At 33.1% G+C, this 26,081-nt stretch carries 20 protein-coding genes; 18 read left to right on the top strand and 2 right to left on the bottom strand.

Annotated features, from left to right (window positions below; all coding sequences use genetic code 11):
• Positions 1-77: 77 nt before the first annotated feature.
• The 10 genes from ACHRVX_RS13910 to ACHRVX_RS13955 all read left to right on the top strand — a co-directional run bounded on the left by ACHRVX_RS13910 (position 78) and on the right by ACHRVX_RS13955 (position 13,053).
• Entirely contained in the window at positions 78-620 is a 543-nt protein-coding gene (locus ACHRVX_RS13910) for a hypothetical protein (protein ID WP_395333171.1), read from the top strand.
• Between the two features lie 226 nt (positions 621-846).
• Positions 847-2,127: a DUF4297 family anti-phage-associated protein gene (locus ACHRVX_RS13915; protein WP_395333173.1), complete on the top strand. Its 1,281-nt coding sequence runs from the start codon at positions 847-849 to the stop codon at positions 2,125-2,127.
• 2 nt (positions 2,128-2,129) lie between these two features.
• Positions 2,130-3,809 carry an ATP-binding protein gene (locus ACHRVX_RS13920; protein WP_395333175.1) on the top strand — a complete coding sequence of 560 codons (1,680 nt, stop codon included), beginning with the start codon at positions 2,130-2,132 and terminating at the stop codon, positions 3,807-3,809.
• Positions 3,810-3,878: 69 nt separating this feature from the next.
• Positions 3,879-4,853, top strand: a complete 975-nt coding sequence (locus ACHRVX_RS13925) for a hypothetical protein (protein ID WP_395333176.1) — start codon at positions 3,879-3,881, stop codon at positions 4,851-4,853.
• A gap of 248 nt (positions 4,854-5,101) precedes the next feature.
• Positions 5,102-6,562: a DUF3375 domain-containing protein gene (locus ACHRVX_RS13930; RefSeq protein WP_395333178.1), complete on the top strand. Its 1,461-nt coding sequence runs from the start codon at positions 5,102-5,104 to the stop codon at positions 6,560-6,562.
• A complete protein-coding gene (locus tag ACHRVX_RS13935) occupies positions 6,559-7,140 on the top strand; it encodes a DUF4194 domain-containing protein (protein ID WP_395333180.1) in 582 nt (193 codons plus the stop codon). The genes ACHRVX_RS13930 and ACHRVX_RS13935 overlap by 4 nt, the downstream gene beginning before the upstream one ends.
• Positions 7,124-10,525, top strand: a complete 3,402-nt coding sequence (locus tag ACHRVX_RS13940) for an ATP-binding protein (protein ID WP_395333182.1) — start codon at positions 7,124-7,126, stop codon at positions 10,523-10,525. The genes ACHRVX_RS13935 and ACHRVX_RS13940 overlap by 17 nt, the downstream gene beginning before the upstream one ends.
• Positions 10,522-11,670, top strand: a complete 1,149-nt coding sequence (locus tag ACHRVX_RS13945) for a Wadjet anti-phage system protein JetD domain-containing protein (RefSeq protein ID WP_395333184.1) — start codon at positions 10,522-10,524, stop codon at positions 11,668-11,670. The genes ACHRVX_RS13940 and ACHRVX_RS13945 overlap by 4 nt, the downstream gene beginning before the upstream one ends.
• A 374-nt stretch (positions 11,671-12,044) precedes the next feature.
• Positions 12,045-12,512, top strand: coding sequence for an N-acetyltransferase (locus tag ACHRVX_RS13950; protein WP_395333186.1), 468 nt, complete (start codon positions 12,045-12,047; stop codon positions 12,510-12,512).
• Entirely contained in the window at positions 12,505-13,053 is a 549-nt protein-coding gene (locus ACHRVX_RS13955; protein WP_395333189.1) for a hypothetical protein, read from the top strand. Before ACHRVX_RS13950 ends, ACHRVX_RS13955 begins: the two co-directional genes overlap by 8 nt.
• A gap of 180 nt (positions 13,054-13,233) precedes the next feature.
• Here the strand turns inward: ACHRVX_RS13955 and ACHRVX_RS13960 are convergent, their stop codons facing one another.
• Both ACHRVX_RS13960 and ACHRVX_RS13965 read right to left on the bottom strand, forming a co-directional pair.
• Positions 13,234-13,410, bottom strand: a complete 177-nt coding sequence (locus ACHRVX_RS13960) for a histone H1 (protein ID WP_395333191.1) — start codon at positions 13,408-13,410, stop codon at positions 13,234-13,236.
• 85 nt (positions 13,411-13,495) lie between these two features.
• Positions 13,496-15,172, bottom strand: coding sequence for an AraC family transcriptional regulator (locus ACHRVX_RS13965; RefSeq protein ID WP_395333192.1), 1,677 nt, complete (start codon positions 15,170-15,172; stop codon positions 13,496-13,498).
• 351 nt (positions 15,173-15,523) lie between these two features.
• Here ACHRVX_RS13965 and ACHRVX_RS13970 point away from each other — a divergent pair, with 351 nt between their 5' ends.
• The 8 genes from ACHRVX_RS13970 (at position 15,524) to ACHRVX_RS14005 (ending at position 26,072) form a co-directional block, all read left to right on the top strand.
• Entirely contained in the window at positions 15,524-16,237 is a 714-nt protein-coding gene (locus ACHRVX_RS13970; protein WP_395333194.1) for a hypothetical protein, read from the top strand.
• Positions 16,238-16,574: 337 nt separating this feature from the next.
• Positions 16,575-17,438, top strand: a complete 864-nt coding sequence (locus ACHRVX_RS13975) for a helix-turn-helix domain-containing protein (RefSeq protein WP_395333196.1) — start codon at positions 16,575-16,577, stop codon at positions 17,436-17,438.
• 108 nt (positions 17,439-17,546) lie between these two features.
• The gene (locus ACHRVX_RS13980) at positions 17,547-18,227 is read left to right on the top strand and encodes a hypothetical protein (protein ID WP_395333198.1); all 681 of its coding nucleotides are present in this window, start codon (positions 17,547-17,549) and stop codon (positions 18,225-18,227) included.
• A 23-nt stretch (positions 18,228-18,250) separates the two neighbouring features.
• Positions 18,251-18,799 carry a hypothetical protein gene (locus tag ACHRVX_RS13985; RefSeq protein WP_395333200.1) on the top strand — a complete coding sequence of 183 codons (549 nt, stop codon included), beginning with the start codon at positions 18,251-18,253 and terminating at the stop codon, positions 18,797-18,799.
• A gap of 261 nt (positions 18,800-19,060) precedes the next feature.
• Positions 19,061-19,540 carry a hypothetical protein gene (locus tag ACHRVX_RS13990; RefSeq protein WP_395333203.1) on the top strand — a complete coding sequence of 160 codons (480 nt, stop codon included), beginning with the start codon at positions 19,061-19,063 and terminating at the stop codon, positions 19,538-19,540.
• A gap of 198 nt (positions 19,541-19,738) precedes the next feature.
• Positions 19,739-20,023 (top strand): DUF4134 domain-containing protein, encoded by a 285-nt coding sequence (locus tag ACHRVX_RS13995; protein ID WP_395333205.1) that lies wholly within the window; start codon positions 19,739-19,741, stop codon positions 20,021-20,023.
• Positions 20,024-20,034: 11 nt separating this feature from the next.
• Positions 20,035-20,463 carry a DUF1896 family protein gene (locus ACHRVX_RS14000; protein WP_395333207.1) on the top strand — a complete coding sequence of 143 codons (429 nt, stop codon included), beginning with the start codon at positions 20,035-20,037 and terminating at the stop codon, positions 20,461-20,463.
• Positions 20,464-20,501: 38 nt separating this feature from the next.
• Complete coding sequence (locus tag ACHRVX_RS14005) at positions 20,502-26,072, top strand: Eco57I restriction-modification methylase domain-containing protein (RefSeq protein WP_395333209.1); 5,571 nt, start codon at positions 20,502-20,504, stop codon at positions 26,070-26,072.
• The last annotated feature ends 9 nt before the right edge of the window (positions 26,073-26,081 follow it).

Below are 26,081 nucleotides of genomic sequence, written 5' to 3' on the forward strand. Positions count from 1 at the left end.
CTGACTCTTCTTGCATTTTTTTCAAACATTTGAGTCGCATATCTTTTGTGAATATAATTTTAAAAATAGTCTTAAATATGAAACAAATATTATTAGAAATTTCAGATTTTGAAGATTTAAAAACATTAAAACTTTTTGAAGAATTGGAATCATTAAGCAAGCAAGATTATTTGACAAAAGAACAGCTTTTGAAAATTCTTAATTGGAAGTCACCACGGCCACTAAATCATTATAAAGCAAATAGTGAAAGTGAAATAAAAGAGATCACAAAACTTGCATTCAGTACAGAAAATGACATCTTGAAAATTCATATTCTGACCGCTTTAAAAGGTGTAAGTTTTCCGGCTGCTTCTGCTATTCTTATGTTTTATAATCCTAAAAAATTTCCGGTACTGGATATTAGAGTTTGGAGGCAATTATATTATGCTAAATTGGTTGATACAAATGCACGTGGTCAAAATTTTTCATTGAATGATTGTGCAAAATATTTTCAAGTTGTTCGAATGCTTGCGGATGAACTTAATATAACAGCGAGACAAGTCGAAAAGCGCTTGTTTGATTACGATAAATCGAATCAGATAGGTAATTTATATCGTGTAAATGTTCCAAAAGAACCTTAATATGAAAATTTTAAAGATGCGTTGGCATTTTTTTTATGCTCGATAAAATTTTAAAACAGGTATTTATACGGTATCCTTTTCATTATTAAAAGAATTATTTTGTTATTTATTAATGATACAGATTATGGAAAACCGTAAAATAAAATAAAAACGGTTCTGTAAGTTTGATCAAGTAGAATATAATGACATAAAGCTTAATAAAATTAGATCTATTTAAGCCGTTTTTATGGCAAGAATAAATGAGATAGTTAAATATAAAAAGAAAAGGGAAACAACAGAAATCATTTTAACATATATGGCAGACAGAACAGCAATTGACACGATAAAAGGTTACTTCTACCAATTCGATTATGCAATTGTAAAAGTATTGGAATTAAGTCAAGATACTGATGCAATCATTGTTGAGGGAATTGAAGACGTGGACTTAAACACAGTAACAGAAGAAACCGCAATTCAATGTAAGTATTACGCGAAAACTGAGTACAATCATTCGGTAATTGCAAAACCAATAAAGCTGATGCTTAATCACTACAAGGAAGTAACAAATGGAACTAAAAAAAGAATAAATTACAAGCTTTATGGTTATTTTCAATCAGGTCAAACAAAATTAGCCCTTCCAATAAGTTCAACTTTTCTAAAAGACCATTTTCTAACTTATACCGAAAATAAAATAAAACGTTACCATCATTTAGAGCTAAATCTTACTGATGTAGAATTAGATGATTTCATTTCTTTACTTGAAATAGATATTTCAGCTTTAGAATATCAATCACAGCTTTCAAAAATATCCACATTATTGATGAATCATTTTGGATGTAAGGCTTTTGAAGCTGAACATTTTTTCTATAACAATGCTCTTAAAGTAATAAAAGATATTGCAGTAGAAAGTAACATCGCAAAAAGAAAAATAAGCAAGTCGGAATTTCTAAAAAGAATCAATTTCAAAAGAGTCTTATTTAATGAATGGTTCATTTTGTATAAAGGAGAAGCAAAATTATTTGCGGAATTAAGAACTCAATACTTCACAGATTTAAACATCTCACCTTTTGAACGATTTTTTATTATCGAAGTACCGACCATAAATTATGTAAGAGCAGAATTAAAAGATTTAATCTTTACTGTTTCAAGAAAATGGTCGAAACTTTCAGCAAGAGAACCACACCCATTTTGTCCATACATTTACCTGCATAATATTCTTCCACAAGAGTTACTTGATTTAAAAAAAGAACTTTTTTCAGAAGGCTTCATTTTTATTGATGGATTTGATTTTGATGGTTCTGAATTTAATCCAAAATCAATTTCTAAATCAGCTAACAATAGTAATTGCATTAAACTTAAAATACTCAATAAATTAGAACACATTGATTTAACCGTAAAAGAAATTAACAAAACTAAAGAGATATATCAGTTCTACAATTCCAATCCCTTTTTTGATATTCCATATCCAAGTGTTAAACAAACTCATATTCAATTTTCATTATTAACCGACATCAAAAAAATTATATAAAAATGGCAGACGAAGTTAAAAAAGTAAATGCAGAGGTAATTGCAGTTTACCCAGATAAAATAAAAATTGTTGTTGACAATCTTGAAGACTTTAGATTAGCAGGAGAGGTTTTGCAAGTTGGTTCATATCTCAAAATTTCAGATAATGAAAATGCTATCTTAATGTCGATAATTGAAAACTTTTCAATTATTGTAAATGACTCAGGAAAAAGAGATTATGCAATTGAAGCACTTCCATTAGGAATGATAAAAAATGGAATGTTTATTAGAGGTGGAGATTCTTTAGCAATTCCTCCAAAAAAAGTCGAACCAGCGACAGAAGAAGAAATTAAAAAAATATACGAGCAATCTATTGACCCTAAAGAGAAATTTACTTTTGCTTCGTTATCCTCAAATCACAACATACGAATACCAGTAAACGGGAATAAGTTCTTCAATAAACATGTTGCAATAGTGGGTTCAACAGGCTCAGGAAAATCTCACACGCTATCTACAATAATCCAAAAAGCTGTTTCAGAAAAAAGTGGAGAATTTTCAATTAATAATTCTCACGTTATTATATTTGACATTCACTCTGAATACAAGTCAGCATTTCCAACAGCAAATTTTATAGACATAAAAAATTTGGTATTACCATATTGGCTATTAAATAGTGAAGAATTAGAGGAGTTTTTTTTAGATACTGAAGCGAATGACCATAATCAAAAATTTATCTTCAAAGAAGCCATTGTTTCAGACAGAAAAAAGCATTTCAAAGGAACTGATACAAACAAAAATAAAATACACTATGATTCGCCTTTGTACTTTGACATTGACTATGTTTTAGAATATGCAAATATGAAAAACACTGAATTAGTTGATTCGGGTGAAGTTTATGCAGCTAGTAATAAAGAAAAAGCAGGACAACCGAAGCTTACAAATGGAAGCCTAAACGGTAAACTTACAAACTTTGTAAATAGATTAGAAAATAAAATAAACGATAACCGTTTATCATTTTTACTGGGAGAAAATTCAAAAAAAATTACATTTGAAGAAACATTAAATCAATTAATTGGTTATCAAAAAGACAAGAATTCTAATGTAACAGTTATTGATTTAAGTGGTGTTCCTTTTGAGGTTTTAAGTATTACAGTTTCCCTTATTTCAAGAATGGTTTTTGAATATGGGTATTTCTACAAAAGACTAAGGAATGCAAAAGACCCTAATGAAAAAATAAATAATGACATTCCTATTTTACTTGTTTACGAGGAAGCACATAAATATGTTCCCAACAGTGATTTAGTTAAATATCGTTCTTCAAAAAAATCAATTGAGCGAATTGCAAAAGAAGGTAGGAAATATGGAATCACTTTACTTCTTGCAAGTCAAAGACCATCTGAAATTTCAGAAACAATATTTTCACAATGCAACAACTTTATTGCTATGCGTTTAACAAATCCTATTGACCAAGGCTATGTAAAAAAACTTCTACCAGACACTTTAGGAACTCTAATTGACACAATGCCATCATTGAAACAAGGAGAAGCTTTACTTGTTGGAGAATCAATTATTTTACCCTCTATTGTTCAAATTGACAGATGCACAAATGAACCATCATCTAATGATATACCATATTGGGAACTATGGAAAGAGGAATGGAAGGATATGAGCATTGACGAAATTAAAACCGAATGGTATAGCTAAAAATCCACTACACCGTTACCGGCTATAATACAACAGCTGGGCAAAACAACAAACAACTAAAATGAAAATATGTGCAAAACGGCCAATCATAAGAAAACTGACATCACTTTGACAACAACTCATTGTTCAAAGGCAGGTCCTCTGACAGAAAAATCAACTTTAACTACCGACCTTGCGGTTATTGGTATTTGGATTTTACTTTCTGTTATTGTTTATTTCTTTTTTCAGCGACTTATAAAACAAAAAGCAATTGACAAGGCAAGGTTTTTCGTTGGCTATTTGGTATTGTCCTCCTTGACAGTTTTAATATTAATTGGCAGCCACTTAATTTCATCTGACTATTACGCAAACCTTGTGACAGAAGTTATTGGTATTGCATTAACCGTTCTAATCATTGACAGAGTTAATCATTACTTAACCGACCGTAATGAAAAACTACATCGAGAGATTTCTTTAAGACATTGTAAAACGCCAATTTATTCATACTGCTATATGTGGTTTGCAATTTACGAGCCTAACCAAACGACAAGACAAACAAGACTTCAATCATATCAGACTTTAGAACATTTTTATATGTCGGATGACTTTTATAATTCAGTTTGTGCCTTCAACTTTGCAAACTTAATTGCACCAACTAAAACCAGTGCTCAATACTATGCTGAGAAGCTTGACAAAACGGAAGAAAGTTTCCAAAACATTCTTGCCAAATATGCTTCTAAGCTATCGTTAGAAGACATACAAAGACTTGAATTTTTTGGTGGTGGTTCCTATTTATACAAAGTATTTAGAATTATGGACTTTTTGAGAACAGTCCAAGTTTCCACACAGATAAATAATAATCCCGTGACACCGCAGAGAAATTTGACACATATAAATAACTTTACTAGCGTTAGCAAGGATAACTTTCAAAAACATTTTAAAAAATTACTTGCACTTATAAATGACTATAATTCAGTAAGTAGTACTAATGACCAATGGACAATTACTTCTTTAAATACTTTGACAACATTGGCTGGACCAAATGCAAATAATTATGACTGGTAAACTAATCTAAGAGAGAATTACGGCAGCTAACTGCTACAACTGATTTGGGAAATTGGTTTAATGAAAAGTTGGTTTTGTATTTGACAATTTGGCAAAACCGAATAATGGAGTTAATTTAGTAGAAAGCTCTCTTTGTAACATCCTGAAAGTTGTGTCTCAATCTATTAAGAATGACAATGCTAACATAAGCCTACCTTTCGCAGAACCAAAAGAGCTAATTTTGCCAATCCAAGATACCGCTGAAACTAATGATTGACAGTTCAAAAATATCACATATACTAAACAACTCTCCTAGTGTTGAGCTTCTCCGACTCAGAAACAGAGACACGATAATTATATTTCTTGTCAATACTTTTTCAAACCATCAAGGAGCAATTTCTGCTGAAAACATAAATACCAGACTTGCTGACTATTTAGAGTACAGACAAATTGAAAATGATGAAGAAAGTGAAATCGAAGTTTTTGACACTTATGAAATAAAGGCAAAAAAATACATTCATAATTGGACAAACAGAGGTTTCTTGACAAATTACCAAGACGAAAGAGGTGAAATATTTTACGAGCTTTCCTCCCATTCGAGTAAGACAATAGATTGGCTTATAAGTCTAAAAAAAGAAGAATATGTTGGAACTGAATCTAAATTTAAAAACATCTTTAGCCTACTAAAAGAGCTAGTTGAATTTACAAATGATGATGCAGAAAAAAGAATTCAATTACTTGAAGACAAGAAACTTGAAATTGAACAGCAAATTCAGCGAATAAAAATTGGCGAAGATGTAAAAGTATTTGAAGAATTTGAAATCGTTCCAAGGTTTAATCAACTTAATCAATCAGCCAAAGAACTTTTATCAGACTTCAAAGAAGTTGAAGACAACTTTAAAGAAATTACAAAAGGAATTTATCAAAAACACGCTGACGGAAGTCTTACGAAAAGTGATATTCTTGAGTTTACTTTTGAGGCTCTAGATGAATTAAAAGAAAGCCAACAAGGCAAAAGCTTTTATGCTTTTTGGTCCTTCCTTTTAAATCCAGGTTTACAGTTGGAATGGGAAAACCTTACCAAAGAGCTTTATTTTACATTAGAAGAAAAAGGAATTTCAGTAAATGACCTTTTCCTAAAGGGGATGAAAAATCATTTGTGGACTTCTGGACAAAAGGTTTACAAAGCAAATGATAAAATGGCTGAAAAACTTAGTAGAATTATAAGAGAGAATGAAGCCTCGAAATCAGAAGTCACAAAAAACATAATTCAAGAAATTAAAAAATCACTTTTAGAAATTAGCAAATCAAAGAAAAGATCTGAGCTTTCTTTTGAACTAGAATCAGACTTTGAAATAAATATTCCTTTTGAAAGAAAACTCACTTTTGAACAAACAGAAGTGCAAACATATAATTCCCGTCCAAAACTTGCAGATGAAGATATTACTCACTCAAATCATCTGAATGGACTTTTTTCAAAATCAAACATTGACAAAGACCTTCTACGAAAAAGGATAAAGGATGTGTTGAGGAACAAATCTCAAACTACTATTTACGAAGTAATAGAAAACAATGGAGGTATTGAAAATGGCTTACCTGAATTATTTGGCTATATCGGAGTGGTGAAAGAGTTTAAGTATTCTATAAGCACAGAAAAAACACAAAGAATTTTGTTTGATGTGGAGCAAAATAAGTCAATTCAAATACCTGAAATTATTTTAACTAGATGAGCAATTTAGAAAAGAATATAAAACCATATTCAAAGGCAATTGTAAAATTGCTCAAATCCCCTGTAGAAAGAAATTCACCTATTTGGGATGATGTGGTTAACTATCAATTGGAAATCCAAAATTATATAAGTCAAATTGGACTGGAACTTATTGTAAAGAAAGATGAAGGATTTGCTTTTGTAAAACAATTTGAAGATAGCGAAGGAAGCACTCTTGGCTTAATTGTGAGAAGACAAATTGGGTTTGAGACATCTATAATATTAGTTGTCCTTCGTCAATCATTAGAGGAATTTGATAGTAATCCAACACAATTTCAAGTTGCGGAAAAATTCATAACCGATTCTGAAATCAAAGAAGAATTAGAACTTTTCCTTCAAGAAGGTTACAATAGATTAAGGTTTCTAAAAGACCTGGACAAATACATAAAAAATGTTGTTGATTTAGGTTATTTGAAAGAAGTAAACAAGAAAAACAATGAGACTCAATATCAAATACACAGAATCATAAAAGAAAAAATAACGCTGGATATCTTACAAGAATTTAAAACCAAATTACAAGAGTATGTTGAGTCTATTTAGCACTAGTTCTGATAAAGCTGGTTTTAGACTTCAATATATGGAAGTTTATAACTGGGGAACATTTCACGAGAAGATTTTCAAGATTAATCCTCAGGGGAATAACTCTTTATTGACAGGAGCAAACGCTTCTGGAAAAAGCACATACATTGATGCCCTTTTAACTCTATTAGTACCAGTGAAAAAAGATAGATTTTACAATCAATCATCTGGAGTGGACAAGAAAGGCGATAGAACAGAAGAAACATATGTTTACGGTAACTATGGCAACATTCAACGAGAAGGTGAACTAAGCACAACCACACAAACATTAAGGGATAAATCGGCTTATTCAGTAATTCTTGCATCATTTTCGAATACCGACCAAAGAAATATTACACTCTTCCAAGTAAGATGGTTTTCTAATGGTGAATTAAGAAGAGCTTTTGGAATTGCTCACGTTCAGCTTGAAATTGAAAAGGATTTTAGTGATTTTGACAGTAAAGGGAATTGGAAAAAGCGTTTGGAAAAAATCTACAATTCAAATACTACAAAAAAGAAAATTGAATTTTTGGATGGTCCTACCTCCTATGCCGAAAAAATTTCCTACTTGTTTGGTATGCGTTCTACAAAAGCACTTAGTCTATTCAACCAAGTTGTTGGTGTAAAAGTGTTGGACGACTTAGATGATTTCATAAGAACCAATATGCTCGAAGAGCAGGATGCCGAAACAGAGTTCATTCAGCTAAAAGGAAGCTTTATGACATTGATGGATGCAAAAACCAATATAGAAAAAGCAAAGGAACAAATTGCTCAATTAACTCCTATCGATGATATAGCAAACAAGCTCAATGAAATTCAGTCTGAATTAATCAAGTTAAACAAATCTAAGCACCTTGGGGTTCATTGGTTTGCCAAAAAGAATGTGCAGCTTGCCGAAAAAGAACTTGTCAATTACAGTGAAAAGCTGGAAAACCTTAACATTGAACTCGAAAATTTAAGAGAAAAAGAGAAAACTTTTAAGCAAGAAGAAAGAGCTTTATCAATTTCAATTGAAAGTGATGAGGTTGGAAGTAAAATCAAAGACTTTGAAAAAGAAATCAAAAGTCTAACCGGACAAAAAGAAACAAGAAGCAGAAAACTTGATCAATACAATAAAATTGCTCAGAATGTTGAATTAAACACCAATCCAGGTGAAGAAACCTTTAAAGTAAATAGAGAAAAGGCGAGTCAGAAAAGGTCTGAGTTGGAATTAAAAAGGCTGGAAAATGATGAAAAACTGAGATTATCCAAAAACAAACGTGAAGATTTAAATAAAAAAATTGAAGAAGGCATTGAAATTATCAAAACACTTCAAAGGAATAAAAATAATATTACTGGAAGAGTAGCAGACATACGAGATGACATTTTAGAACATATTGGTGCTACTAAAGAGGAAATTCCATTTATTGGAGAACTTATAAAAGTCCGAGATAACGAAAATGAATGGGAACTTTCGACAGAAAAGATTCTTCACAATTTCGCGTTACGACTTATCGTTCCTGAAAAATATTACAATAAGGTTAACGAGTATGTGAATAGCACCAATTTAAAAGGAAGAATAACCTACCAAAGATTCAAGGGCTTTACTTCATTGTCAAATATGAACAATAAAAATATTGCTCAAAACGCTCTTATCAATAAATTAGAATTTAAACAAAAAAGCGTTTATGCAGAATGGCTAGAAGATATTATTTCGAATCAGTACAATTATGCTTGTGTCAATGATCTAAAGGAATTTGGCTTATATGAAGAAAAAGCTATCACTAAGGAAGGACTAATAAAGTTTGCAAAGGGAAAACATGAAAAAGACGATAGACCGCATATTTCAAGAAAGGAAAACTTTGTTTTGGGTTGGGATAACAAGGACAAAATTAGATTACTCCAAAACGAAATAAAAGATCTTCAAGAAAAGGAACGATTAGCATTACAGGAGAACCGAGAAATTGAGCAAAGAATAAAAGCTATAGAAAATCAAAAAGAATCATATTCTGACCTTTTCAAGCTATTCCCAAAATATGATGACATAGATTGGAAAACCTTTGCAGAAGAAATACAGGAAAAAGAGGGTCAGAAGGCGGTATTAGAAAAAACTAACAATCGTGTTCAAGCTCTTCAAAGACAATTAGAAGAGGTTCAAGGAAAATTGAAACAACTTTCAGAAGTTGAAATATTTAATAAAGGGCAAGAAATTTTTTCTCAGAAAAAAAAGATTGAAGATTTAAATTCAGAAATGCTAGAAGCCAATAAGATTCTTCAAATAACAGGAATTGTTGACACTATAGAATTTGAAAGCCAAAATTCTGAATTGCAGAATATTGAGTATTCCAATTTAAAAACAACACAAGCAGAATTTCAAAAAGAGCTTTCAAGTAAGCTCACTGAATTAGATAAAGATAAACGAACAAAAGAAGATGAAGTTAAATTGAAGATCAATGCCTTTAAGCAACCCCTTCAAGAAATCACAGACAAATTTAAAGACTGGCGCGCAGATGTGAACCGCCTTCCTGATTCTACACATTTAGAATTTATCAGTGACTATCAGACACTTCTCAAACAATTGATAAACGATAATTTACCAAAGTTTGAAAAGAAATTCAATGAGTATTTACAAGAAACCATAACAAACAAAGTTGGTGACTTTAGAATGTTTTTCGAAAATTGGTCTGATTCAATCAAAGAAAATATCAGACTATTAAATGATTCGCTAAGGGAAATTGATTTTAGAGATAAGGACTTCAAAACTTATATTCAAATTGTAGCTCCAAACCGAATTAGTGATGAAGTGAAAGAATTTAGAGCCTTGCTTAACAATGCCATTCCTAATATTCGAGAAATGGATGCTTCAATAGATGGCCGAAAAAATCATTTCTACAATAATATTGAACCTCTAATCACTAAATTAGATAAAGAGGATTGGAGAAAGAAAGTAATGGAAGTTCGTTCATGGTTTAGTTATAAGGCAGAAGAATTCTATAAAGGGAACCTTTCAAAGTTCAAGACATACGAAAATATGGGACAACTTTCGGGTGGTGAAAAGGCTCAATTAACTTATACAATTTTAGGTTCGGCAATTGCTTACCAATTTGGTTTGACAAAAGAAGGCTTACAGAGTAACTCCTTCCGATTTATTGCAATAGATGAAGCCTTTAAAGCGCAGGATGAAGACAAAGCAAGATACTTGATTACACTTTGCAAACAGCTGCATCTTCAATTATTAGTAGTTACACCAAGCGACAATATACACATTGTTGAAAATGATATTTCGTTTGTTCATTTTGTTGAACGAAAAGAAGAAAAGTATTCTTGGCTTTACGATATGCCTATTGAACAGTTCAAGGAAAAAAAAGCAAATTTCTTTAATCAATGATAAGTCCGAGCGAAATAAAAACTAAAGCTGGTAGAAAGTATCTTTCGTTTCTTCAATCGATGCTTGAGGAAAAACCTTTCACGGAACTTGTAATTCGTGGTGACAAAAATTATACTAAATCATCATTATCCGAATTCGAAAAAGAGATTTTGCTCTTAATTAGCCAGTCAAAAGAAAAAAAGGGGTTTGGCTATACATTAGATTTTCAAAAGGTAAAAACAAAATATTTAGGAACTCAAGACCTACCAATCACCATCTATTTTGAGACAGAGACTGACTTGCTTAAATATTTGGGCAAAGAGAAGGAAGCGGAACTTTTTAAAGTAAATTGTGAAAAGATTATCTTCAACTTTCCAGAGTTGAGGAATTGGGTAATTCAAAATCCTTCAAGGATAATACAAAATCAAAATGAATGGGAAAGCATATTAAAGGTTTGTATTTTTTTTAAGCAGAATCCTAAACCTAATCTTTATGTTAGGGAATTACCTATAAGTGTTCATACAAAGTTTGTGGAAAGAAATCAGGCTTTCATAAAAGATATACTTGATGAGCTTATTCCTGAATCTGCGAATACTCAAGAAAGGCAGTTTGAGAAGAGATTCAATCTAAAATTCAGTGAGCCATTAGTCCGATTTAAAATACTTGAAAAGGAGATAAGTCGCAACTTATTTTCAGGACTTGACGACATTGCAATTCCTGTTAGTCAATTTGAGAAATTGAACTTGCCAGTAAACAAAGTAATTATAGTTGAAAACAAAACAACACTTTATACAACTTTGACACTTCCAAGAATGAATAAGACTATTGCAATATTTGGAAGTGGATACAGTGTTTCCAATCTTAAAAATGTTAACTGGTTTAAAAATCTTGAATTACTTTATTGGGGCGACATTGACGTTCATGGCTTTGAAATTTTATCTCAATTCAGAGGCTATTTTCCGCACACACAAAGTAGGTTAATGGACAAGCAAACCTTCGATAGATTTTTTGAAAATGACCTTGGAACAGTTTCTAATATCACAAGGAAACTCAATCTGACGCATTCTGAACAAGAACTTTATACTATTTTAAAGTTAAACAATTGGCGACTTGAACAAGAGAAAATCCCATTTGACTATGTAAACAAATCCTTTGAAAATGAATAAACCAACTCTTCACAAAATGCTATGGCGAACTTCTCTGGCTTCGCACTTTTTTATCACTTATAAATTGTAAATACTATAAAAATTTTCAGAACTTTTAAAATCGATTATTACTTTCTTTGATTTATTAAATATCAAAAGCTCTAATTAACTTGTCAAATAATTCGTTTACATTAACATTCCTATACCCGTTATAGTTTCAGAACTTTGTAAATCATTTTAAAAACCACTACATTTTTAAAAAATTATAGACCTATGATACAAACACTATCACTTAAGTTGTTTCGCATACATACAAGTCAGCTGTAACTTTCCTAAAAACGTAAACTTAACAATAAATGTTTCCGTAATAAGTAAACTATTTGTAAATTTGTAAGATGACAATTCAAGAAACTTCTTCGGGAAAAATTTACAATGTAGAAATTCTGCCGGTAGAGGATATTGATTTTAAGTCTATAGATAAAAAACGCTATTTTTTCGATTGGAAGACTGAAAAGGCGTACGAAATCTATAAGTTAAAAATTGTCAATTCAAATGATATTTTAGGAATTATTTCTTTGGAAAGAATGCCCGGCGAATGGAGAGTCCATATTAGACTTCTGACTGTTTCATTAGAAAATAAAGGTGCGAATAAGAAATTTGATAATATTGCTGCAAACTTAATTGCACATGCTGCGAAAATTGCAGTAGCAGAATATGCAGAGTTAGCCTGCATATCACTCAAACCAAAAAGTAATATTGCCCAGCATTATATCGACAAATACAATATGAATATAACCGGAATGACTTTGAGTCTTGAGGTTCCAGAAATTTTAAACTTGATAAACACATACGATAATGAATAAGAAAGTAAATATTGAAGATATTGAATTTGGAGTAGATTCAAGATACAAATCAAATTCAGAACGTGACACTGATGGAGCGGCTTTAATGGAAGCACGTTTACAACGAATTAAAAACTTACCCATAGATCAGGTTATTCGTGCCAAACTATTACAATTGAAATTAAAAATGGAAGCTTATATAAGCAAACCGACTTATGATAATCATCACTATTTTTCAGAATTCTTATCGGCATATATTGATACTATTTACAATAAGAGAAGCAGTTTCGCAAAAGATATTGATATAACTCCGGTAAGTTTAAGTCAAGTCATAAACAATCATCGAGAACCTAAAGAAGAATTTATTATGAAGTTAATGATCCATTCTGAAAAAACATATCAGAATGTTTGTGAGTTCCATAAAAAGACATGGTATCAAGTTTATTTTCATGAAAAAATTTGTGATACTATGTCAACACAGGACAAATGGAGACCAAAAATTGAAAAACACGTAAAGTTTAATGAATCTATAAAATTAGAAACTGTAGATAACAGCCGATAACCAAAACAGATAATAGCAATTACTCTTTTAGGGGCTCATTGTGTTACTTTCATAATATTAGAATCTCAGGGATTAAAATTACTTACAGATTTATTAAGATCTATTACAAGGATCATAATCAGTTTATTATAAAAAAGCCTTTCAGAATCTGAAAGGCTTTTTAAGTAAAGTAAGATTGAATTATTTTTTCGACTCTTCAATAGAAACTTTTCTAAACTCTTTTAAAAGTTTTTCAATCTCTAATGACGATTTACGTGCTCTTGCTCCTGCTGCTTTAACACCTTTCTCAGATAATGATTCAGATTCTGTTTTGAATATTTCAAGTTCAGCGTTGATTTTTACTAATAAATCTTTCATGATATTTTATATTAAATTAAAGGAGCAAAAATAGAATTTTACTTCTTATACACAACAGCGATAGGCTAAATAATAAAATTACTTATTACTCCGAAGTCTTATTAAGTTCCTCTACAAAATAAGATGTCGGAAATCCCATTTTCGAATAAAAAGCCTGCGAAAACTTTTGGGTAGTGCTAAACCCTACCTCATCACCCAATGCTTTATTTGTATACTTTCTTATTTTCTTATCTTTTTTCATTAATGTGACCAGATAGTCAATTTTTAGATCACTAATGTATGTGACAAACTTTTTACCTCTATAATGATAAATAACTCTTGACAAATATTTCGGATTACAGCCAAATGCCGCTGCAAGTTTGATCGAATTGAGATCTCTTTCAAGAAATTTTTTATCTTTCTCAAATTTCTCAAGTTTAATGAGTATATCTGCAACCTTATCCTCACTTATCTCATCAATACCTTTTGGAACTATATTGGCTACATCTTTGGAAACTACTTTGTTTTTCTGCATGTATTCCTCATACCTTAATTTATAAATACTTTTGATCTTAAAATGCCTGTAAGCAAAAAATAATAAGACCATAAGCATGACTACAATAATAGCAGTAAAGATTAGGTCATTATACTTTCTTTTATTAAACAAATTTTGAATTCTTTCCTTTTCTGCAAGCAGTAATTTTGTATCATAAACTTTCCTAACGCGACCTGAAAGATAGATGAACTTGTTATCTAGTACACTATCTGCCTTAAGCAGTTTCTCTGTATAATAAAGCTGTTTGTGAAGTTCCTTCTTTGATCTATAATATTTCAATAGTAATTCGTAGTTCTGCCTAAGATCCGGACGAATATAACCTTTCGAATCAAAAATGTGATCTACCTTAATGAAATAAGGAAGTGCCATTTCCGGTTTGTGCAGACCCCAATAGCTTTTACCAATGTAAAAATATCCAACAGACTCATTGCCAAAATCTTTATTTTTCTTTATAGAAGGAATTGAGTAGTTTATTTTTTTTATAGCTTCTGCATAGTTATTTTTAAAGTATTGATTGATACCTTCAGAGTGAATAAAGTAGCTTCTCATCTCATTATTTGACAGTCTTTCCCCTTCTTGAATTCCTTTCTTATTTATCTCAGAGCATAATCCGTAATTACCAATCCTATTATAACACAGACCCAGTAAATGCAATGAGTTAAGATATGCCCTTGTATTTTCCTCTTTAAAATAATCAGCACACTCAGTAAACAAAGAAATTGCTTCATCATAAAAACCGAGAAAATATTTTATGCTGGCAATATTATATTTAACCTTGTAGATTAAATACTTATCATGGGTTCTGGAAATAAAATTATCTGCTATCAGATAATTATCCAGAGCATTTTTATGCTCTTTCCTGGCGTAGTAAACAATTCCCTTTGAAAGATAAGATGAACCAATAAGAGCGTTGTCGTACGATTTTTTGGCAGCATAAATCATACTGTCCGCATACACTAATTTTAGATCTTCGGAAGAATAGTGTAAATAGTTTTTATATGCATTTACAACTTCCTCGAAATTTTTCTCCCTTTTAGCCTTACGCAAAAAATATTGAAGATAATACAGCTGTTTTAACTTATCATCAGCAAGAGTTTCTATACGCTCAAATAGGTAATCATAATCCTTTTTTTGAAGCGTATCAGAACCCTTAGATCCCATTTCCTGAGCATAAATCTGCTCTATTAAGCAAAGAATTACTAATAATATATACTTTTTAATAATCATGTTAAATAAAAATTAGACATTATTTGATGTGAAATATATTTTTTAGACAAAAAACACATTGTAATTACACAACTCATTATTTTTCAAAAAAAACAGCATCAAAACTAACTTAATTAATTAACAATCAATGTGATATACTTCACAAAACGCCTATGGATTTTCCGAAAATCCATATCCTAAATGCGGAAAATCCATACTAAATGTTTTGTAAACCCCAATAAGTGATTTTAGATTTGCCTTGAATTCAAAAGCAAAAAACATTTGGCATCGTGCCAGATTAAAGTTCTGCTGACCCGGGTAAAATGAACTGACTGAGAAAAAAGCAGTCGTTACATTTAACACTTTTTAATCATGAAAAATCTTTTATTATTGTTGGTGATTCTTACGTCACTATTGTTCTCGTGTACAAGCGAGAATATCGAAAGCTCAAGTATTAATTTGGTCGAAGAGAAATCTAAAAACACGGCAAAACTACTTCAAAATCTGAGCCCTGAAAATCCTGCTAATGCATATGATATAGCAGGTAAAATACACAATGATCTTCTTGATGTTTACCTCTCGTGTAATTACACATTTAGTACAATTCCTGAAATAAGTCAGAAAGTAGATTCCATCTCGGCTCTAAATAATGACCTTTTAATTTTAGGAACAAATCTTCCTGTAAACTTTCAGGAAATTCAAGAAATTGTAGATGATCCTCAAACAAAATTAGAGCAGGCGATTACAAACTCCTCAATGACAAATGCTGCTAAAATCTGTCTATCCAATTATATGGCATCCTTACTCTTATGGGATACAAATGAATATCCTATAATTCATCAGTCCATCATTTCATTTGAAGCATCCATCTTAGCCAATACACAGTTTACCAGTGAAGATAAAAGAATCATTCTGACCACTTCATCTATTGTAAGATATTCGACCTATTACGCCAAAGAGCGCAAAGACAAAGACTGGGAAACTTCTGTTGGTAATCGTGTTGGAGCTGTGCAAGGTGCGGTGGCTAATTCTTCAACTGCGGTTAACAAATCAATTGTAACAGGACTTCTAATTCACAATCTCTAAGCTAAATAGTGATGTACCTAACTGAGTTGAAAGAAAAACAGTTGCAATATGTCTATTGTGTGTTTTTGATTCTTTTCAATCTTGTAAGCCTTTATTTCATCATAGATCTATTATCCTATGATGAAATAATAGGCTATTTAACCGATGGCGGGATAAAAACTGATTGTCCCAGAAGACTGGCCTATTTATTTTTTATAAACGGAGTTTCAAATTTATTTTTTGTCTGCGTTTCATTGATGGCCAGATTATTTGACAAGTAGTACTTTGTGTTTGATTTCATCAATACAAAGCAAACACTTAGAGCACAAATAAAATTAAACTTTATAAAATATTTATTTTGGCATCTATTAAATCCATTTATAATCGCTTAGGCATACAAATTTACATTTTTGAAGCCATCACATCCAGGATTGTTTTGAGAGAAATACTTACAGTGGATAGATTTACCGTCTTGATGGTAAATTCCGGGGCAGTATATATGCACATTAACAGCAGAAAGATCCACTTGTTTATAAACGAGGTTATGGTTATTCCAAAAAGGTCAGTATGTGAAATTTTAATCATAACTAATCCCTTTAAAATTAGCCTGCTGTCTTTTACCTCTGAGTTTGCTTTTCATAATAGTACCAGATGGCCTCATATAGGATATTTTGAATTTTTTATTGCAAAAGATGCTGGTAAATTTTTTTTAAAGGACAAAGAAATCGGATTGCTGGTTGATTTGCTTAAAATAATCAATAGTAAAGCAAGGAGTTCAAATAAGCACATTTTTAAAAAGGAATTATTGCTTTTGAGTTTTAATCTTTTTCTCTACGAATTGGCAAGGTCTTACTATAGATCGGCATGGTATAAAAATGTTAAGCATACTGGAAATGAAAAAATCGCCATCCATTTTTTCAGATTATTAGAACTTAACTGCAGAAAAGAACACAGTGTAAAGTTCTATGCAAACGCTTTAAATGTAACAACGGGCCATCTTACTAAAACTATCAAACAAGTTACAGAGATAACAGCAAAACAATGTATCGAAAATGCAATAATTCTGGAAGCCAAAATTCTTCTTCAAAATAATGATTTAACTATTTTACATATTTCAGAAGAATTGAAATTTGCCAATACTTCCTTTTTTAGTACTTTTTTTAAAAAGCATACTTACCTGTCTCCTTCCAAATACCGATTACAATTAAACTCACTTAAATAATCAAACAATAAAGTTTTTTGACTAGGTAGAGGATGTTCTATAAGCATTGATTCAGAGTACTGTCGGCAATAATCCGGGAGAGATATTTACTAAGTAAAAGTAAAAAAAATGACTCAAACCTATCTTTTAGAATGGATGGATGTAACGGTGACTTCAACCCTTAATCCCAATAAAACAGACCTTAAGATGATTACTCCTGTTCAATCAAGAGCAATTATTAAGAAAGCGACCGAGCAGACATTTTTGATTCAGTCACAATTTACTATACAAGTTTTTTCGCTTACTAAGGAGAAACAGATTAAAATTTTAGTTGGGAATTATCATTCGGCATTACTTTTTCTTTTGGATAAAATCAGGGAAATAAATAGTCGTGATGATTTGGACAGAGTTAATCTAAAGGAGGTAACAGCTGCCTTAATATCTTGTCTTGATGAATTGATAACATTTGTTGAGTCAAGATTTGCAAACTATTTAAGCGCGCCTTTTCAAATTATTGAAAAGAAAATAAGTACGCCTGTAGTTATGAATAATATTTCCGGCAAAGTTTTATGTAAACTTTCAACGGATCAAACAGCATTAATACTCAGGGCTTCCGATGAATTAAAAATTCTTATTTCAAAATCAATGAATCATTTATTTAAAACAATTGTTCCTTTTCTATCTACTCCAAACAGAGCTGATCTGTCTTACAATGCCATGCGGAGCAAAGCATACGTTTTTGAAGAAAGGGATAAGCAAATAGCAATTGAAACTTTAGAACGTATGATTAAACAGATTAAAGAATACTAAATAATAATTTAAAATTTAAAAATATGAAAAAGCTATCTTTTATTTTGACAATGGTATTTCTAATAATGACAAGCTGCCAGCCTGGAAAGCTGGATGAGAAATTGGCTACAGCCCTTATTTTGGAAAGAAAACATTACCCTGCTATTGTACACCATGACATTTTTTGCAGTGATCCGACGCATGCTTACACCATTTTTAAATCCGGACTCGTAGAAAAAGGATTTGTAAAAGTACTTCAAAGCAAGAAATTTGGTGATACAACTTCGTTTGTGAGTTTTACCCCTGCAGCAAAACCGTACCTACTACATACACCAGCAGATGATAAAATAAGTAAAATACAGCGCGTAAAAGTAGCTGATGAAGAATTTGGGGCAATCAAAGAAATAAGGATGATGAGTTCTGGTAATAAGGCAATTGTAGAATACACTACAATTCGAAGAAAGAATGTTTTTGCTGCTGCCATTAAAAACGGATTGAAAGATACACTAAATCATGAAGTCTATTTTATACGAACAGAAGATGGCTGGAATCTCATGGATAAAAAGTCAGAATTTGAATTTTTATCTTATTAGAATAGGATCAACGATTCAAAAATAATCTATTTCATCATCAATTTGGCCTCCCCATTCGGGAGGCTTTTATTTTTCTTGCATTTTTTTAAATTTTTTCTGCTTGATTTTACTGGGGGTTCAATGAGGTACAACTGGGGTACAACAAAAAGTTGTACTTGTGGCAGTTTTATCTCTATCGTTTCTTTGCCTTGTAATGATGAAGATCCGGACTTAGAAACCGGGATTATGAGAAACTAATGTAGAACGATAAAATGATGAGGTATGTTTACAAACATTTCATGGAGTAATTACATAGTTGTAGTTATTCTGCTATTGGCAAGCTGGTATTTATTTGTTGGATTTCGATTTTATTTTGATGATCTCAAAGAAGTCTTATCTGGAAAGCGGAAACTTCAATTCCGTGGATTTGAAAATACAATCTACCAAGATATTGAACCCGAATTAAAGAATGATGATTCTCCTGAACTGACTTCAAACCAAACTTCTTTTGGAGAATTTGACACCACTTTTCAGGACGTTGATGTTTTGGTGGCAAGATTAAAAACTTTTATTGCAGATGCCGCAAAGAAAAAATTAGTCAAAAAAGAATTTACCTATTATCTGCAGCTTCTCCTAAGAGAATTTCCCTCAGTTAAAAATTCCCCTTTTAATTCCTCAGTAAGTGAGTTGATAGTTTCAGAATGTGACAAACTCGAATCAATTACTTTAACACAGAAGGAAGCAGAAGCTCTTTGGGAATAAACTCTAAAACAATATAACGGAGGAACTGTCCCTGTCCGTCCCGGCGCAGTATGGCAGATGTAACAGGAAAGTGGAACTGCGACAGCGGCAATACCTCCGTTTTTTATCTGAATTTTTAAACTTTAAAAATAATGTGTGATGAAAAAATGGAACTGGAATTTTAAAAAGTTTATTCAAGAAAAAACAAATAAGATCTGTATGCTTCTGACACAAATCCTTTTTGTGATCAGTTATGAAACCTACGCCCAAGATGGTCTGGCGGGAATCAATGAAGCCAACCAACAGGTAAGAAGCTATTTTGATGCCGGAACGGAACTCATGTACGCCGTTGGAGCACTTCTCGGACTGATAGGTGCTGTGAAGGTATATCAAAAGTGGAATGCTGGTGATCCTGATACCGGAAAAGTGGCTGCTGCCTGGTTTGGAAGCTGTGTTTTTCTGGTAGTAGTAGCTACCGTAATCAAATCCTTCTTTGGGATTTAAAACAAATCGTTATGGAAGATTTACTCAAAGAAAAGTTATGGTTTTACATTATCCATAACAATCCCGATTTGATGTTTACACTACAGGAAGATTATAGTGTATTGGATTATCTCAATGAGAAAATAAGTAGTGTAAAATCCATATTGGACGATATGCTATCTGATGATACACCTCAATACATCATCGAAGAAATCTGTCTAAATGTACTTACCGAAGATCTGAAACCTTCCCGGTTTTTATATATCCGCTCCCTTCTTTCGGATGAGTTTGAGAAAACTTATGCCGCTTTTCAAGAATCAGGTATCCTGACCTTTGAAGTAATCAATCTTATGGAAAGCTGCAAGACGGTTTTTGAAACTATTGGTTTTAGTAAAGAAAATGAAGAAGATCCTAATTTGAGAAATGCCCTTATCGGTCAGATTGCTGACTATCTGAATTGAGCTATTTATAGCAGTGTGCAAAATGAAAAGGAGTAATTATGGCTTACAATCAATCCCAAAAACTAAATACCAATATCAAGGCGATTACCATTGCAATGCAATGGCAGCAAGGTGATGCTTTATCGGCAGAAGCAGTTGACGCGCTTAAGGCATATGCCGGCTTCGGAGGTATCAAGGCTGTATTATACCCAAATGGCACTACCGAAGACTGGATAAAATCTGGCGCTACTAAAGAAGATCTGAAGTTGCATCCGGAAATGACAAGACTGCATGAATTATTGCAGGAACACTATTCTGAAAAAGAGTATAATCCAGTTATTTCTTCACTTCGTAATAGTGTCCTTACCGCATTTTATACACCGGAAATAGTACCGAGCACTTTGTACACTGCTTTGGAAGAACAAGGTATTAATCCTAAAAGATTATACGAGCCATCAGCAGGATCAGGCATTTTTATGACTGAAGCAGACAGAGCATTTTCAAGTTTGGAACAAATTACTGCTGTGGAAAAAGACCAATTAAGCGGACTGGTGCTTTCAGTATTAAGCAGTACACTTTCGACCCAAAATACCACACATGTAATAGGACTCGAAGAAGCTCCAACAAATGATAACGGCAGTTATGATCTTGTGGTCAGCAATATTCCTTTTGGTAATTTTTCTGTGTATGATGAGGCTTATCCCGATAAAACGATTTCGGGAAAAATTCACAATTACTTCTTTGCAAAAGGACTGGACAAACTGGCTGATGGCGGTCTTATGTCATACATAACTACAGACGGTTTTTTGAACAGTCCTTCCAATCAGAGTGTCCGCGAATATCTTTTTCAAAATGCAGATTTTGTGAGTATCATAGTTATGCCTGATAATCTGATGAAGGAAACCGGAAATACCGATGCTCCTAATCATCTGCTTATTGTTCAGAAAAACGAGCATAAACAAACCCTGTCTGCTAATGAAAATGAACTGCTGCAAACCGTTGAACTCGAAAATGAATTTGGAAAATACAGTATTAATAAATATCTGCATAATAAACCTGAACTCATCATTGGTAATGAAATACAAGCCGGTAAAAACCAATACGGACAGGCGCACCAAAGCGTGAGACAAAACGGTGACATTAATTCTATTGGAAACCGTCTTGGAGAAAATATTGCCAAAGGATTAAAAGAAAACTTTAATACGGAACGCTTTGAGCAGGCTCAAAAAACGGAGATCGTTCAGCCTGCTGAAGCAATCGGGCAAAAGTTCACTTATTTACCCATGCCCGAGAGTAAAGCAAGCGGTATTTCAGTTCAGCTTGGCTTGTTTGATACTGTGCCTGCAGAGAATATCAATCGTGCTATGGATTACATCAATCCTCTTGATGAAACTGTAGTAGATAAAAAAACAGCACGAATACTCAGTACCATACGCACAAATGATAATCCCTTACATGAAAATGTTGTGCTTATCACTGCTAAACAAAACAAGTCCAATCGGTATTTGTATAAATTATATTCTAATGTAAAAGAAATCGATGGCTTTTCAGCCAATTGGATGAATGGCGGATTACTGTCACATGAATTATTGGCTTTATCTAATACCCTTCAATACTATGATCACAAGTATACTTATGAAGGGGATAAAACCCTTGAACCTGCTTTTAACCTTGAAAAAAGACTTTATGAAGAAGTTGCTTCATTTAAATCTTTTTATACAGAAGGCACTCTGGTTAGGGTTAGAGAATCCATTGGGATTATCAGTGATATCAATGAGCAGCACAAACAAGCCTTTTTCCAACCATTAGTACCACAAGGCAATCTGAAATTCTATGATTCCTATATTGCTATTCGGGATCATTATCTGGAATTGTTTGAGAAAGATCAATCAGATAAAGCTGGCAGTGAAGAGGTTCGGACAAATCTAGATGAGCAGTATACCAAATTTGTGTCCCACTATGGTATTTTAAACAGTGCTGAGAATCGCAGGTTAATCATGCAGGATTCCGCATTTGGTTTTACCATACTTTCTTCATTGGAACGCAAAGAAGGCGAACGTTATGTGAAGTCTGATATTTTAATCGAGTCTGTAGTAAAACAGCAAGAACGCTATTATACAGATGATCCGGTTGAAGCGCTGGCCCGAAGTCTGAATGAAAAAGGAGCTGTTGACTTAGGATTCATAACTGCTGCAACAGGACTTGAACAAAACGAGGTTATAGAACGTCTGAACCATCATATTTATTTGAATCCTACAGGTCAGAATTGGGAAACTTCAGACCTCTATTTAAGCGGCAATGTTGTAAAAAAGTTACAACAGGCTAAACAGGCTGTGGAGTTATACCCTGAAAACACGCAATATTACAAAGGATTACAGGCACTGGAAAAAGTTCAGCCAGAGCGTATCCCTTTTGAATTACTTGACTTTAATCTGGGCGAGCGATGGATTCCCAACCGTTACTATGAAAGTTTTGCCGGAAAATTATTTGACCAGCCAACTGAAATTAATTATTTCCCATCTCTGGATACCTTTAAAGTAAGTACAGGGCATAATACCAAAATAGACAGAGAATTTTCTGTAACTCCCAAAAGCGGCAGAACCACTTATGGCTACACGATATTGGAGCATGCACTCGAAAATACGGCTCCCTTTTTTACCTATGAAGTTGAGGGAGCTGGTGGCAAACCCATCCGACTGCCCGATAATGAAGCCATACAGCTTGCTCATCAAAAAATCGAAAACATCCGTAATGTCTTTATTGAGTGGCTGCAGGAATTGCCCATAAGCGATAAAAATGAACTGGAAAGCCTCTATAATAATACCTTCAATTGTTATGTATTACGCGAGTATGACGGAAGTCATCTGAGCTTTCCGGGTTTGGATAAAAAAGCACTTGAAATTGATGACTTGTACAGTTCTCAGAAAAATGCGGCATGGCGTATTATGCAGAACCGTGGCGCTTTAATTGATCATGAGGTTGGGCTTGGAAAGACATTAACCATGATTGTGGCTGCCAATGAAATGAAACGATTAGGGATTATTCATAAACCTGCAATACTGGCATTGAATGCCAATGTAAATCAAATTGCAGCAACCTATCGAAAGGCTTATCCCAATGCAAGAATATTGGCACCTGGTGAAAATGATTTTACTCCGGCAAAAAGAATGAGACTCTTCCATGAGATTAAAAATAATAATTGGGACTGTATCATTTTAACCCACGATCAGTTTGGTAAAATTCCGCAGTCACCCGACATACAAAAAGAGATCTTACAAAATGAGCTGGATAATATAGAACGGGACCTTGATACGGCCAGAGATCTGGGAGGCGATATCTCTAAGAAAATATTAAAAGGTCTTGAAATACGAAAAAATAATCTGGACGGCAGACTAAAAACACTGCTGAAAGATATAGAAGATAAAAAGGACAGCGGTATCAACTTTAAAGAAATGGGGATTGATCATTTGTTTGTAGATGAATCTCACAAATTCAAAAATCTGACTTTCACTACCCGTCATGACCGTGTTGCCGGAATAGGAAATATGCAGGGAAGCCAAAAGGCGCTTAATATGTTATTTGCTGTACGCACGCTTCAGGAAAAATTCGATTCGGATCTAAGTGTGACCTTTCTTTCAGGTACTCCTATTTCAAACAGTCTGACAGAAATGTACCTTCTTTTCAAATACTTGCGACCTAAAGAAATGGAACGCCAGCATATTGAAAACTTTGACGGATGGGCAGCTGTTTTTGCCAGAAAAACAACTGATTTTGAATTTTCGGTCACCAATGAGATTATTGCAAAGGAGCGTTTTCGCCATTTTATTAAAGTTCCGGAACTGGCACTGTTCTATAATGAGATTACCGATTATAAAACAGCCAAACATATTGAATTGGATAAACCTGAAATTGAGGAACAGCTTGTCAATATCAGTCCTACACCGGAGCAGAGCGAGTTCATTACCCAGCTCATGCAGTTTGCCAAAACAGGTAATGCAACACTTATCGGCAGGGCACCTCTTACACAACAAGAAGATAAAGGCAGGATGCTAATCGCTACTAATTATGCTAAAAAAATGGCTGCCGATATGAGGCTGATAAATGAAAGATATGGCGATCATCCGAATAATAAAGTGAATACATGCGCCAGAAATGTGGCTGAAATTTACCATGCTTCCATGGAGCATAAAGGCACCCAGATTGTTTTTTCGGATATCGGGACACCAAAGCCGGATGACTTTAATATTTATGATGCCCTTAAAGAAAAATTGGTAAGGAATTTTAATATCCCGGCTCATGAGATTACCTATATACACGACTGGACCGATAAGAAGAAACCTGAGTTGTTTTCTAAAATGAATACAGGTGAGATACGTATTCTTCTGGGCAGTACGGAAAAAGCAGGTACCGGGCTTAATGTACAAAAGCGTGTTGTAGCGATGCATCATATGGATATTCCCTGGAGACCATCAGATCTGGGACAACGCAACGGCCGAGGCAGCAGACAAGGTAATGAAGTCGCCAAACAGCATTATGGGAATAAAGTAAAGAATTTCATCTATGCCACAGAGCAATCCCTTGATAATTACAAATTCAACCTTTTGAAGAACAAACAGACTTTTATCAGTCAGATGAAAAACTGTGAACTTAATGTGAGGACTATTGATGAGGGGGCAATGGATGAGCAAAGCGGAATGAACTTTTCAGAATATATCGCAGTATTATCAGGTGATACTTCATTATTGGAAAAATCAAAATTGGAGAAAAAAGTAACGGTAATGGAAAGCCTAAAAAAGGCACATTACAAGGAAATTTCCAGAACTAAATATCAGGTTGAATACCTAATGGAGGAAAAAGGAATCACCACTAAAACACTGGACAAACTAACTGCTGATCACAGTTTTTACAAAAACAATCTGAAGTATGAGCCTGATGGTTCCAAAGCCAATCCTATAGAGTTGTATGACTGCAAGACATCAGATCTTGAAAGTATCGGTAAAGAAATTATCCTGCTCTATAAAAACTGGAAACCTCCCGAAGGAGAAAACCAGGCAAAACAAATTGGGAAATTATATGATTTTGGACTCTATATAAAAAGAGAACGTGAAGCCTATCAAAATGATGGTTTGTACCAGTACCGTTACTCCAACAGCTTTTATGCACAACGTTTGGAAGATGGTATTAAATATACTTCCAATGGAGGAACTCCAAATGTAGACAATCCAAAATTGGCAGCCCGTCATTTTCTAAATGCCATTGATAAGGTGGAACATCTCACGGCAAAATACCAAAAGTCCCTGAATGATATTGAAAACCAACTGCCGGAATTACAACAATTAACCACAAGAGTATTTAGTCAGGAAGATGAACTTCAAAAAATGAAAAGCGACCTCTTTAGTCTGGAAAGGGAAATAGCCCTGAAAATTCAGGAGAATCAATTGAAAGAAGCCAATCCGCAAGAGGCTAGTCTCAGTAATGAAACAAAATTAACGGATACAGCTCCGGTAATTCAACTCCCAATAAAGAGCAGTGAAGAATCACAGCGTTTCAAAGGGGTAGAAAGTAATACTGATAAATGGCAGGAACGCTCTTTTTCAGAAATGAGACGCAGCAGCAGGATGAAATTTTAAAATAAATAC

It is taken from the genome of Flavobacterium sp. FlaQc-47 (assembly GCF_044006475.1).
GTDB lineage: Bacteria > Bacteroidota > Bacteroidia > Flavobacteriales > Flavobacteriaceae > Flavobacterium.

Bases quoted from the DNA above. Each gene is read 5' to 3' on its own strand.
- ACHRVX_RS13910 (WP_395333171.1), top strand. From the start codon at position 78: ATGAAACAAATATTATTAGAAATTTCAGATTTTGAAGATTTAAAAACA.
- ACHRVX_RS13915 (WP_395333173.1), top strand. From the start codon at position 847: ATGGCAAGAATAAATGAGATAGTTAAATATAAAAAGAAAAGGGAAACA.
- ACHRVX_RS13920 (WP_395333175.1), top strand. From the start codon at position 2,130: ATGGCAGACGAAGTTAAAAAAGTAAATGCAGAGGTAATTGCAGTTTAC.
- ACHRVX_RS13925 (WP_395333176.1), top strand. From the start codon at position 3,879: ATGTGCAAAACGGCCAATCATAAGAAAACTGACATCACTTTGACAACA.
- ACHRVX_RS13930 (WP_395333178.1), top strand. From the start codon at position 5,102: ATGATTGACAGTTCAAAAATATCACATATACTAAACAACTCTCCTAGT.
- ACHRVX_RS13935 (WP_395333180.1), top strand. From the start codon at position 6,559: ATGAGCAATTTAGAAAAGAATATAAAACCATATTCAAAGGCAATTGTA.
- ACHRVX_RS13940 (WP_395333182.1), top strand. From the start codon at position 7,124: ATGTTGAGTCTATTTAGCACTAGTTCTGATAAAGCTGGTTTTAGACTT.
- ACHRVX_RS13945 (WP_395333184.1), top strand. From the start codon at position 10,522: ATGATAAGTCCGAGCGAAATAAAAACTAAAGCTGGTAGAAAGTATCTT.
- ACHRVX_RS13950 (WP_395333186.1), top strand. From the start codon at position 12,045: ATGACAATTCAAGAAACTTCTTCGGGAAAAATTTACAATGTAGAAATT.
- ACHRVX_RS13955 (WP_395333189.1), top strand. From the start codon at position 12,505: ATGAATAAGAAAGTAAATATTGAAGATATTGAATTTGGAGTAGATTCA.
- ACHRVX_RS13960 (WP_395333191.1), bottom strand. From the start codon at position 13,410: ATGAAAGATTTATTAGTAAAAATCAACGCTGAACTTGAAATATTCAAA.
- ACHRVX_RS13965 (WP_395333192.1), bottom strand. From the start codon at position 15,172: ATGATTATTAAAAAGTATATATTATTAGTAATTCTTTGCTTAATAGAG.
- ACHRVX_RS13970 (WP_395333194.1), top strand. From the start codon at position 15,524: ATGAAAAATCTTTTATTATTGTTGGTGATTCTTACGTCACTATTGTTC.
- ACHRVX_RS13980 (WP_395333198.1), top strand. From the start codon at position 17,547: ATGACTCAAACCTATCTTTTAGAATGGATGGATGTAACGGTGACTTCA.
- ACHRVX_RS13985 (WP_395333200.1), top strand. From the start codon at position 18,251: ATGAAAAAGCTATCTTTTATTTTGACAATGGTATTTCTAATAATGACA.
- ACHRVX_RS13990 (WP_395333203.1), top strand. From the start codon at position 19,061: ATGTTTACAAACATTTCATGGAGTAATTACATAGTTGTAGTTATTCTG.
- ACHRVX_RS13995 (WP_395333205.1), top strand. From the start codon at position 19,739: ATGCTTCTGACACAAATCCTTTTTGTGATCAGTTATGAAACCTACGCC.
- ACHRVX_RS14000 (WP_395333207.1), top strand. From the start codon at position 20,035: ATGGAAGATTTACTCAAAGAAAAGTTATGGTTTTACATTATCCATAAC.
- ACHRVX_RS14005 (WP_395333209.1), top strand. From the start codon at position 20,502: ATGGCTTACAATCAATCCCAAAAACTAAATACCAATATCAAGGCGATT.